This window comes from Clostridium sardiniense, from assembly GCF_019753795.1.
In the GTDB taxonomy this organism is placed as follows: Bacteria; Bacillota; Clostridia; order Clostridiales; family Clostridiaceae; genus Clostridium; species Clostridium sardiniense.
On the sequence record NZ_JAIKTU010000009.1, the window covers coordinates 112657 to 125820 of the forward strand.

Below are 13164 nucleotides of genomic sequence, written 5' to 3' on the forward strand. Positions count from 1 at the left end.
AACTTACTACTTTTTCCTTCTAATGCTACTTTTTATCACATTTATGATCTCTTTTACACCATCATTCATTTTACTTTCATTCATATTCTTAATAAGTTCTTGTTTACTTTCTTTTAACATTTTTATCCCTTTTAAAATTCCTTCTCTTTGAAGCTCCTCTTCTTCCATTACAAGTGAAAATCCTTCTTTTTTAAATGAGTTTGCATTTAAGATTTGATCTCCTCTACTTGCATTTTTTGAAAGTGGAATCAATAAAGTTGGCTTTTTTAATGCAAGGAATTCAAAAATTGAGTTTGCTCCAGCTCTTGAAATTATATAATCAGCTGTATGCATAAAATGTGTAAGCTCTTCACTTACATACTCAAATTGCTTGTATCCATCTACATTTTGTAAATTGCTATCAAGATTGCCCTTGCCGCATATATGAATAATATTGTTATCTTTCAGAATATTATATATATTCTCTCTTATGGCATCATTTATAACTTTCGACCCCAAACTTCCTCCCATAATAAGAATTGTATCTTTATTATCTTTAAAACCACAAATCTCTTTACCTTTAAGTTTTGATCCTGTTAGAATTTCCTTTCTAATTGGACTTCCAGTTAATACTCCCTTATTGTTTTTAACAAATTGTAAACTTTCCCTAAATGTAACACATAATTTATCACAGAAAGGTGATGCTAACTTGTTTGCAAGACCTGGTGTAATGTCTGATTCATGTGCAATTACCGGTATCTTCTTCATTGAGGCCGCTATAACAACAGGAACTGTTACAAATCCCCCTTTTGAGAATATAACATCTGGTTTTTCTTTAGCTAAAATTTTCCTTGCTTCATGTACTCCCTTTAACACCTTAAAAGGATCAGTAAAATTCTTTATATCAAAATATCTTCTAAGTTTTCCTGATGAGATTCCATAGTATGGTATATTATTGCTTGTTATTATTTCTTTTTCTATCCCATCTCTACTTCCTATATATTTTATTTCAAAACCTTCTTCTATTAATGATGGTACTAATGCTAAATTTGGAGTAACATGCCCAGCTGTTCCCCCTCCAGTCATTATTATCTTATATTTACTCAAAAAATATCCTCTCCTTAATACATGATATTTACTTTTTCATTGCCTATATTTTATAATATATACTTTATTTAAAAGTACAATATATTTTTTACTTATAACCTAAAACTTTTTAGTGATAATTGTATATTTTGTTTTCCATTGAATTCATTTATTTCTGGATAATATAATATATCCATTTTAAAATTACAATAACCTGTATCTTGTAATCTTAAAAATTCATCTTCCCCATACTTTTCTTCAAACAATTCTTTAAAATAATCATATTTATTGAAGTTAACTCCATCAATTATCTTACCGTTATTCATTTTAATTTTAAATCTCAAAAAATTCTTTTCTTTTCCCATGAAAATAATTCTATTTACTAAAACATCTTTAACTGCAAGCATTGGGCTTCCATTTCCTTTCCCAAAAGGACGCATTCCATTTAATTTATTCACTAAATCAAAATCAATATACTCAAGTGGCAATGGAGCATCTATAATAACTTTTCTTATTATATCTTCTTCAGTTAGTGTACACTTTTCATTTAACGCTTTTCTTAACATAGGTATTTTCTCTTCTTCTACTGATAATCCTGCAGCCATTGGATGTCCACCAAACTTATATATAAATTCCTTGCATTTAGATAGTTCCTCGAACATATTATACTCTTCTATAGATCTTCCTGATCCCTTTGGCATCTCGCTCCCTTTAGTCATAACAATTGCAGGTAAATTATACTTTTCTCTTATTCTTCCTGCAACTATCCCTGCTATACTTTCATGAATACTCTCCTCATAAACAAGAATAACTTTCTCATCATCTCTTAGGGTATTTTCTACCTTCTCTATTACCTTTTCAGTACTTTCCATAGTTAACTCTTGTCTTTTTTCATTAAGATCATTTAACTTAATTGCAAGTTCTTTAGCTTTCTCATCATCTTCTGTAATTAAAAGTTCTACAGATATATCTGCAATTTCTAGTCTTCCAGTAGCATTAATACAAGGTCCTATAACAAAACCAAAATGATATTCTGATATTTCCTTACCATTTAATTTTTTTACCTTTATTAACTCTTTAAGACCTTTTTTACTTGTATTATTTATAAGTTCTAAACCTTTTTTTACTATTATTCTATTTTCATCTAAAAGATCTACAACATCACAAACTGTTGCAATAGCTGCATACTCTAATAACTGAAAACTTTCTTCAATATCAACATTTAATTCTCTATATAACCCTTGAATAAACTTAAATGCTACTCCTGCACCACAAAGATTTTTAAAAGGATATTTGCAATCTTCCCTTTTAGGATTAATAACTGCATCTCCCTTAGGCATCATTTTTATTTTTTTGCCACCTTCTTCAACGAAAGGTATATCATGATGATCAGTTATAACTACAGAAAGTCCTATCTTCTTAGCGTACTCAACTTCATTAAAAGCTGATATACCATTATCGCAAGTTAATAAAACTTCAGCACCTTCATCTTTTAATATCTTTATTCTTTCAGAATTCATACCATATCCTTCACTCTCTCTATTTGGAATATGGTATTCAAAATTTGCATTTAGTCTTTTAAGTCCTTTATATAAAATTGCAGTACTACAAACTCCATCACAGTCATAGTCCCCATATATTACTATCTTCTTCCCCTTTTCAATGGCATCTTTTATAATAGCAACTCCTTTATCTAAGTCCTTTAGTAAGAAGCTATCATACATATCCTCTACTGTACCATTTAGAAAAAGAGAAGCAGACTTTTTTCGAGAGATTCCTCTATTTGCTAATAACCTTAATATAAGACTATTCTCACTCATATCCTTAGATAAGCTTTGGAATTCTTCTCTCTTATTTCTTACAAGCCACTTCTCTTTCATTTATTTCACCCTTCTAATTACTTTTTTAGCATTTCATATAACATCCCACGTCTAATCTCTTCTTCTTTAGGTGAGTTTAGTTCTTTAAGTAGTGTATATGAAAATTCTAAAGCAGTTGCTGGACCTCTACTTGTTATTATATTATTGCTTACTACAACTAACTCTTCTTTATAATTAGCCCCTATTATATCCTCTTCAAAACCTGGATAAGATGTTACATCTTCTCCATTTATTATTTCTGCTTTAGATAATACAATTGGTGCTGCACATATAGCTGCAACCTTTTTATTATTTTTAATACAGTTTTGTATTAAATTTATAACTTTCTTATTATCTCTTAAGTTTGTAGCTCCTGGCATTCCTCCTGGAAGTACTACCATATCAACTTCCTCTATATCATCTATTAGAATATCTGCACAAACTTTTATATTATGAGCTCCCATAACTTCTATATTATTAATTGAAACCATATCACAATGTATATCTGCTCTTCTTAAAACATCAACAACAGTTAATGCTTCAATTTCTTCAAATCCATCTGCTAATAATACCGCTACTTTTTTCATAAAGTCTCACTCCTTTTTAATTATATTGAACTGACTCTACTTCATCATCTAAGGTAATCATCATTATATCAGTTCCTCTTCCAGCTCTATTTTGAAGCTTTATATCAGTAACTTTAACTTCTTGAATATTTTTCTTTGATGATGTTAATGTAAATAATCTATCATGTTCTGAAGTTATTGCTATTTCATCATTATCATTTCTTGATATATACTTTCCATATATAACCTCATCATTTTCTTTTAAGCTTATTCCTGTAACACCTGATGCTACTTTTCCCATTGGATTTAAGTTCGTACTTAAGAAACGTATACCCATTCCTTTTTTAGTTACTATAACTATTTCTCCATTACTTGCATTATTTATCTCTATTGAAACAACTCTATCATCTTCAAATTTTAACTTATAATATTGAGTTAAAATAAATTCGTTGCTAAATTCGCTTAAAATTGTTTTCTTAATTAATCCACTTTTAGTCATTGAATATACTGCTAAACTTTCAGTATATGTTTTTAAGGATAATATTTTTATGATTTTTTCATCTTTCATTAATCCATCAACAATATCACTTATTTTAATTTCACCATTTACTGCACCTTCTAATAAGAATGACTTAACCTTAATTACATTACCTTTGTTAGTAAATAATAGCATATCACTTGTATTATCAGTATAAGTTTTTAAACTATCATTTTTACTAACTCTTGAAAATGCTTTTAATGTATTTTTATTTGTTACCCCTATAGCAAACTCCTTATATTCTAATGAATCTATATATTCGCAATAGATTACCATATCTCTTGAAGTTATATTAAATAAAGATGTTCCCATTATATTTCTTGGGGTATCTTGGATTTCTGGTAACTCCAGATTAAATTCTAATCCTAATTTTGTCTTAATCTTTAAGAAATCTTTCTTTTCATCTTCATTTAATAGTATTATATTTATTACTTCTTCATTTTCCTTTAGCTTTATTGCTTGAAGTTTACTATATGATGTCTTAAATTTATCTAAAGAACTCCTCTTTACAATTCCCTTATTTGTAATAAATTGAAGATATTTATTAGGATGTAATGTTGTCTGTGATATAACTTCAACTATCTTCTCTTCATCTAGGTTTAATGTTTTTATTAAGGTATCTATTCTTTCACCCTTATCTTTCCATTTACCTTCTGGAATATTTATTCCTTTTAATTGATACATATTCCCCTTATTAGTGAATATTAAGACATTATCTCTAGTATTAGACTCAAATAAGAATTTAAGTTCATCACCTTCTCTATATTCTATGGCTTCAACATCTTGATTTGATCTAACATAGTTTTTAGTTGGTATTCTTTTTATAAATCCATCCTTAGATAATGTAACCATAACATCTTCTATTACAATAAGCTCTTCTACATCAATCTTGGCTTCACTATCATCTTCTATTATATTAGTTCTTCTAGGATTCTTAAATTTCTCCGTTACTTCCTCTAATTCTTTCTTTATTACTTTTAGAAGTTCTTTCTCTTCTGATAAAATTTTCTTAAGTTTCTTTATCTCTTTTTTAAGTTCATTATATTCTTTTTGGAATACTTTAATTTCAAGTCCTGTCAATCTATAAAGCATAAGCTCTAAAATTGCACCTGCTTGAATTTCTGTAAATCCAAAGTTATTAATCAAGTTTTCTGATGCATCTTTTTTTGACTTTGAGCCTCTAATAGTCTTAATCACTTCATCCATAATATCTATTGCTTTTATAAATCCCTCTACAATATGGAATCTTTTTTCTGCAATTTCAAGCTCTCTTTTTGTTCTTCTTGTAATTATATCCTTTTGATGATTAACATAATGACCTATTATAGTTTTAAGTCCCATAGTTTGAGGCTTTCCATCTGCAAGAGCCACCATATTAAAACTTATGTTGCACTGAAGATCTGTTTTTTTAAATAAGTACTTCAATACTTTATCTGCATCACTCTCACTTAAAGACTTCTTAAATTCAATAACAGCTCTTACACCATTTCTATCTGATTCATCTCTTATATCTGTTATTCCTTCTAAAACTTTAGCATGTTTCTTATCTGCTGTCATTTCTGAAATAGTTTGAAGAAGCTTTGATTTATTTCTTCTGTAAGGGAATTCTGTAATTACAATGCCTAATCTTCCATTTTCTAATGTTTCTATGGAAGTCTTAGATCTACATGTAACCTTTCCTTCTCCTGTCTCATAGGCAGATTTTAATGAATTCTTTCCAATTAAGACTCCACCAGTTGGAAGGTCTGGTCCTTTTATATATTCCATTAACCCAGTTGTTGTAATTTCCGGATTATCAATATATGCTAAAACCCCTTCTGTTACTTCTCCTAAATTATGTGGTGGTATATTAGTTGCAAGTCCAACAGCTATACCAAATGTTCCATTTACTAAAAGATTTGGATATCTGCTTGGAAGTACTGTAGGCTCCATTTCACTATCTGAATAGTTTGGTACCATATCAACCGTATCTTTATCAATATCTCTTATCATCTCCATAGCAATTGGTGCAAGTCTAGCTTCTGTATATCTCATTGCCGCTGCACCATCACCATCCATTGAACCCCAGTTTCCATGTCCATCTATAAGTGGTTCTCTAGTTGAGAAGTTTTGAGCTAGAATAACCATAGCATCATATACTGATGAATCTCCATGTGGATGGAATTTACCAAGTATATCCCCAACTATTCTCGCTGACTTATAATAAGGTCTATCTGGGAAAGCCTTTAAAAGGTATGCCCCATAAAGTATTCTTCTATGAACTGGTTTTAGTCCATCTCTAACATCCGGAAGTGCTCTATCCTTTGCTACCTCTATTGCATAAGGAAGGTAGTTATCTGGCATTGCTTCCTCAAGTGGAATTCTTATTATATTTTTATCCACTGGTATATTACTAACTTTCTTAGCCATGTCATTACTCCATTTCTATCTATTTAAAATTCTCCGTATTTATACATATACTTTCTTCTTGGTTCTACTATATCTCCCATAAGAAGTGATACCATCTTTTCAGCTTTTGCAGCATCATCTATCGTAACTTGAAGTAGAGTTCTACTTTCTGGATTAAGGGTAGTATCCCAAAGTTGATCTGGATTCATTTCTCCAAGACCTTTGTATCTTTGAATTAATGCACCCTTTCCTATCTTCTTCTTAACTTCTTCAAGTTCATCATCAGTATAGGCATATTCACTTACTTCTTTTCCTTTAACCTTTTTATATACTTTATAAAGAGGAGGTTGTGCAAGATATAAATGTCCATTTGCGATAAGTGGTCTCATATATCTATAAATATAAGTCATCCATAATGTTCTAATATGATATCCATCAACATCAGCATCACTCATTATTATTATCTTATTATACTTTAAATTATCTTCACTATAGTTATCTAAAGTTCCTGTACCTATTGCTGTGTTAAATATCTTAAGTTCTTCTGAAGCTAGTACATTTTCAAGCTTTTGTTTTTCAGTGTTCATTATTTTACCCTTAGATGGCATTATACTTTGGAACCTTCTATCTCTAGCCTGCTTAACTGAACCTCCAGCTGAATCTCCTTCGACAACAATAAATTCATTATATTGCTTATCTCTTCCAGTACAAACTGCCACCTTACCAGCAAGAGGTGCTGCACCTCTTCCTATTTTCTTCTTTTCAGCTTCATTTATTTTCTTAATTTTTTCTCTTCTTTGCGCTGCTGAAAGAGCATTGTTTATAAGTCTACTTGCTAATTCTTTATTATCTTCTATCCATTCACCAAGCTTAATATATGCTAATTCATTCATCATAGTATATGCTTCATTATTACCAAGCTTAGTCTTTGTTTGTCCTTCAAAGACTGGATTTGAAATTTTAATTCTTACGATTGCAGTCATACCTTCCCTTAAATCGTCTCCCTCAAATTCCTTATCCTTTTCTTTTACAAGACCAAGCTTTCTAGCCCATTCCTTAAAAGCTCTTGTCATACCTGTTTTAAATCCAGTTTCATGAGTTCCCGCTTCAGTTGTTGGAATGTTATTTACATAACTTGCTATATTATCAGTAGTTGAGTCTGTAAATTGAATACACACCTCTCCTGACATAGCTATTCCTCCTATTTCTTTATCTCCTTCAAATAAAATAGGATCTTTGTGAAGTGGTGTTTTACTTTCATTTAAATATTCTATAAAATCTAAAAGTCCTCTTTCTGAATAATACTCTTTTTTAACTTCTTCATCTTTTCTATTATCAATAAATTCAAGTCTCATCCCTTTGTTTTGGAATGCCAGCTCTTGAAGTCTTTCATCTATAATATCAAATTTAAAATCAGTAGTTGAAAATATCTCTTTATCAGGTAAAAAGGTTACCTTAGTTCCTGTATCCTTTGCTTTTCCAACTATTTCTAATGGTATTACAGGTGTTCCTGGCATATCTTTTTTAAGTTCTTTATCATAAGCATATTCAAATCTTTGTCTATACTTCTTTCCATTTTGATGAACTTCAACTTCTACCCATTTTGAAAGAGCATTTACTACTGCTGCTCCAACACCATGTAATCCACCTGATGTTTTATAATTTTTATTATCGAACTTACCACCAGTATGAAGTTCTGTATATACCATCTCAACCCCACTCTTTTTCTTAATAGGATGAATACCTGTTGGTATACCTCTTCCATCATCAATTATAGTTACACTTTTATCTTTATTTAAAATAACAGTAGCCTTACTACCATATCCATTTGAAATTTCATCAATTGAATTATCAAGTATTTCCCAAACACAATGGTGTAGTCCCTTGCTTCCAGTAGAACCAATGTACATACCTGGTCTAATCCTCACTGGTTCTAATTTTTCTAAGGATGTTAAATCCGTAACATCATATGATACATTACTTTCTTTTACCATTTTCTCCTCCACCTTAAGTATTTTTATTATAAATATCTATTAATCTATTTATTGTTTCATTTCTATCTTTATTTACTATTGTCTCATAAAAATCTTTTATCTTAAAACTATTAGAATATAAAGGATCATAATACTTTAACATAAGTTCTTCACATACAGTTTTATAATCACATTCTTTAAGAAGCTTTTTATACTCTTCTACTCTTTTATCATTTAAATATCTTTTTAAGTTGTCTAAGCAATCTATAAGTTCTTTAACACTATCATTGCCCTTTATGTATTCTTTTATTAATATTTCACTCCTATTTTCAATAGAATCTTCAATATAAATCTTAATTCCATCCTCCATTGAACTCCATATAGGTTCAGGAATTATTATGTTACCTATTCTTTTGCTTTCCCCTTCAACAAAAACTAAATTGCCTTTTCTATTTTTAAGTGCTTCAAAAATTTCAGTCTCAAACATTTTTTGAGTATTAGATTTTCCAAGAGATATACTACCTAAAAAAGAACCTCTATGATTTGCAGCCCCTTCTAAATCTAGTATATCAAAACCTTTTTCTTTTAAAGCCTTTAAATATTCAGTCTTTCCCACACCAGTCTTTCCATGTAAGACTATATATTTAACTCCTTTATTTACTCCCTCAAAATTATCATTTATATACTTTCTATACCCTTTATATCCACCTCTTAATTTATACACTTTTATTCCTAATGAATATAAAAGAGAATATATACTACCACTTCGCATACCGCCTCTTGAACAGAAAAGTACTATTTTTTTCTCACCATTATTATACATGTTTTGTATATCATTAAAAATCTGTGGAAGTCTCTTTGATATAAATTCAATCCCCTTAGTCCTAGCAGCCTCTACACTTTCTCTAACATAAAGTGTTCCTACTATATCTCTTTCATCATCTAAGAGTACAGGTATATTAATTGCACCTTTTATTGTAGCTTCTTTATATTCTTTTGGACTTCTAACATCAATTAAAATACACTCTTTATCATCTACTATATCTTTATAATCTATTATATTAAACATACTAAGGACCCCTATACAATTTATTAACCATTCTATTCTATCATACTTTTACAAAATAAAAAAAGAAAAAAATCGTACATACGTTTGTACGATTTTTTTCTATGTTTCTATCTTTTTAGATAATACTATTTAGCTAGGACCTCTAATACTTTATCATAGTTTGGATGATCACTTACATCTTTACAATATTCTACATATATAACTTTATTATTTTCATCTACAACGAACACCGCTCTAGCTAAGAAGCCAACTTCTTCTATATATACTCCGTAATTTTCTCCAAATACTCTATCTTTATAATCTGAAAGAGTTATTACATTTTCTACATCTGCTGCTCCACACCATCTTGCTTGTGCAAATGGTAAATCAACTGATACTACATATATAGTAGTGTCTTTAAACTTTGTAGCTTCTTCATTAAATCTTTTAACTTCCATATCACATACTGGTGTATCTAATGATGGAACTGTTAGAAATACTCTCTTTCCCTTTGTATCCTTTAATGTAACTGGTTTTAAATCATTATCTGATAAAACAAAATCAGGTGCTTCTTGACCAACTCTTACTTCTGCTCCTCTAATTGTTACTTTTTCTCCATTTACTGTTATATTCATTTTCTTCACTCCTTTAATTAGCATTAAAAACCTATATCGATAATTGTTTTCCATTACTAACTTTTCTCTTTTGATAATTATATTTTATACTTTTAAATAAAATATTCAATAGATTATCTTTGAATATTTTATTAACATAATATTATAGTTCCCTATATAATTATTTTTAATATTAAAATTAGGACTTAAAAATTTATATAAATTCTTAAGTCCTAATTTATTAATTATAATGATGCTTTAAATATGCTTATTACATCATCCTTATTTAAAGCTCTATATCCATATTTTAAGCCTCCAACCTTTACTGCTTTTTCGGCCATAATTTCAAACTTTTCATCTCCAATACCTATTTCCCTAAGTTTTCCTGGGATTCCAAGTTTCTTAAAGTAATTTCTTGTTTTTTCTATAGCTAAATTTGCAACTTCTTTTTTATCTAGTGATTTATCTATATCCCAAACATTAACTCCAAATTCATAGAATTTTTCTAATGTATCTTCATTCAAAACAAATTTCATCCAATTAGGTGTTAATATAGCAAGTCCAACTCCATGAGTTATATCATAAAATGCACTCAATTCATGCTCTATTGGATGAACTGACCAAGCTGTTCCTTCTTTTCCACAAGAAAGTAATCCATTTATAGCTAAGCTAGATGCCCACATTAAATTAGCTCTTGCCTCATAATTTTCTGGTTCATTATACGCTATCTCTCCATACTTAATACATGTTTTTAATACACCTTCTGCCATTCTGTCTTGTAAGTATGCATCTTTAGTTTTGCTAAAATATACCTCAAATACATGGCTCATTATATCAGCTGTTCCTGCTGCTGTTTGATTTTTAGGTACTGAATAAGTATATTCAGGATCTAATATTGAAGCTACTGGTCTTAATATCTCATTACCAAGTCCTAACTTCTCATTTGTATCCATATTTGAAATAACAGCAAATGGATCCATTTCTGATCCTGTAGCTGAAAGAGTTAATATACTAATTATAGGTAAAGCCTTTTCTATTTTTGAAGGATTCTTTACTATCTCCCATGGATCACCATCATAAAAGCTAGCTCCTGATATAGCTTTTGCACAATCTATAGTACTACCTCCACCTACAGGTAAAATCATATCAATAGAATTTTCATGTACAAGCTTAACCCCTTCCCTTACTGATTCTATTCTTGGGTTAGGATCTACTCCTCCTAGCTCTATACATTCAATATTATTTTCTTCTAATATTGATTTAACTTTTTCATATAATCCAACTTTCTTAATACTTCCTCCACCATATACTAATAAAACCTTTTCACCATATCTTTGTAATATCCTTCCAAGACTTTTTATCTTGCCTTTTCCAAAATAGACTTCTGTTTTAATTGAATAATCAAAATTTTTCATAAACCTCTCCTCCTAATCTTTATTAATTTAAGTATACACCCTTAAATAATATATTATCAATTTATAGGTAAACTTTTCTTGTACTATATATTAAGTTATTGCAAAATAATTTATATTACTTATTATCCTCATTTATGACTTTTTAAATTCAAAAAAGGTTTAAGACTAATCAAAGTCTTAAACCTTTATTTTACAAATCACATATTTCAACATTTCTTACATGCTTAGTGTGACTCCACTCTTTATTATTCTTATTTATAATACCTTGAACTGTAATTGGAATCCAAGTTAAAGTATATAATCCATATAATAAGAATCTGATAAATAATAGTAAACCACTTTTTCCTAAGCATATAAATGTAATTACTAACATTACTAAATTATACGCAGCTGATACTATCGTAAATGCATATATGCTATCTATTTTAGTTGCTAATATTGGTAATATAAATACATTCATTGAATATATAAATATTATAGCAAAGAATCCAGTCGAAACTTTTTTCTCAAGCTTTAGTACTAATGGTGTAATTAAGAATTGACATATTATAAATATCTTCCAACCTATATCACTAAATACACTGCTTATAACAAAAACATCCGGTGCTCCAAGATTTCCTTGCACTAAAGTAAGAACTGCTGACAAACCAAGTAGCAATGTAACAAATGGTTGCATTACGTATAATGCACAATCAAACATATACCACTTTCTTTGCTTTATTGAAGCTTTTATAAGTTTAAAGAAATATCTTGATGCAACATCTGTAAATCCTTGCATCCATCTCTTTCTTTGTGACCAAGATTGTTTTAATGTTAATGGTTTTTCATCGAATATTCTTGCATCATGTGCCCAACCAACTTTTTCTCCGTTGGATACAAGTTTACAAGTAAATTCTAAATCTTCTGTAAGACATGTTGCTCCCCATCCTAATTCTTGTAACATTCCTGTGTCAATTGCAAATCCAGTTCCACCTAATTGGTTTGAGAATCCAACATTATTTCTTGCTAATTGGAACATTCTATTTTGTGACCAAAAGGCTATTGAATACGCTGTTGCAATCCAAGAGTCATTTGGATTTTTACTATCAATATATCCTTGTACAACTTTATATCCTTCTAGCATCTTTGAGTTTATTTCTTTTAAGAAATCTTCATGCACTAGATTATCTGCATCAAATATACAAATAGCATCATATTTTTCATTCATTTTAAAAAGTTTATCGAACATCCACTCAAGAGCATAACCTTTACCTCTCTTATCTTTGTTAAAACGTTCGAATACATTAACTCCGTAATTTCTTGATATTTCCGCAGTCTTATCCGTACAGTTATCTGCTATTACGAAAACATCATATAATTCCTTTGGATAATTAAGTTTCTGCATGCTCTCAATAAGCTTACCTATAACTACTTCCTCATTATGAGCCGCTACTATCATTGCAAACTTTTTAGTTGGTGTGTAATTTTTCTTCTCTTTTCTTCTAAATAATCCGAAGAAAGCTAGTATTAAATAATACATAGTTATAAAGAATACGAAAAATTGAAACGCTGCTGTTACAGCATAAATTAAGTTTCCCATTAAATTCACTCCTAATGACAAATGGAAATTCTTCCCCATTCATTTTCTATTTTCTCTAAAAGTACGTCCTTTTAAATATAATTCAACATAGTGTAAAAATCAAGTATATAAAAATTAAA

At 29.4% G+C, this 13164-nt stretch carries 9 protein-coding genes; all 9 read right to left on the reverse strand.

Features of this window, described 5'->3' with window-relative positions:
- Nucleotides 1–6: 6 nt before the first annotated feature.
- The gene (locus K5V21_RS12075; protein WP_221861454.1) at nt 7–1086 is read right to left on the reverse strand and encodes an undecaprenyldiphospho-muramoylpentapeptide beta-N-acetylglucosaminyltransferase; all 1080 of its coding nucleotides are present in this window, start codon (nt 1084–1086) and stop codon (nt 7–9) included.
- Between the two features lie 92 nt (nt 1087–1178).
- Nucleotides 1179–2945 (reverse strand): single-stranded-DNA-specific exonuclease RecJ, encoded by a 1767-nt coding sequence (gene recJ, locus K5V21_RS12080; RefSeq protein WP_221861455.1) that lies wholly within the window; start codon nt 2943–2945, stop codon nt 1179–1181.
- A gap of 17 nt (nt 2946–2962) precedes the next feature.
- A complete protein-coding gene (locus K5V21_RS12085) occupies nt 2963–3511 on the reverse strand; it encodes a DJ-1 family glyoxalase III (protein ID WP_221861456.1) in 549 nt (182 codons plus the stop codon).
- A 16-nt stretch (nt 3512–3527) separates the two neighbouring features.
- Nucleotides 3528–6437, reverse strand: coding sequence for a DNA topoisomerase IV subunit A (locus K5V21_RS12090; RefSeq protein WP_221861457.1), 2910 nt, complete (start codon nt 6435–6437; stop codon nt 3528–3530).
- Between the two features lie 23 nt (nt 6438–6460).
- The gene (locus K5V21_RS12095; protein ID WP_221861458.1) at nt 6461–8410 is read right to left on the reverse strand and encodes a DNA gyrase/topoisomerase IV subunit B; all 1950 of its coding nucleotides are present in this window, start codon (nt 8408–8410) and stop codon (nt 6461–6463) included.
- A gap of 13 nt (nt 8411–8423) precedes the next feature.
- A complete protein-coding gene (mnmH, locus tag K5V21_RS12100; protein WP_221861459.1) occupies nt 8424–9458 on the reverse strand; it encodes a tRNA 2-selenouridine(34) synthase MnmH in 1035 nt (344 codons plus the stop codon).
- A 125-nt stretch (nt 9459–9583) separates the two neighbouring features.
- Nucleotides 9584–10072: a thiol peroxidase gene (gene tpx, locus K5V21_RS12105; protein WP_221861460.1), complete on the reverse strand. Its 489-nt coding sequence runs from the start codon at nt 10070–10072 to the stop codon at nt 9584–9586.
- 224 nt (nt 10073–10296) lie between these two features.
- On the reverse strand, nt 10297–11466 hold the full coding sequence (locus K5V21_RS12110) for an iron-containing alcohol dehydrogenase (RefSeq protein WP_221861461.1): 1170 nt from the start codon (nt 11464–11466) through the stop codon (nt 10297–10299).
- Between the two features lie 190 nt (nt 11467–11656).
- The gene (locus K5V21_RS12115; RefSeq protein WP_221861462.1) at nt 11657–13045 is read right to left on the reverse strand and encodes a glycosyltransferase family 2 protein; all 1389 of its coding nucleotides are present in this window, start codon (nt 13043–13045) and stop codon (nt 11657–11659) included.
- Nucleotides 13046–13164: the final 119 nt, after the last annotated feature.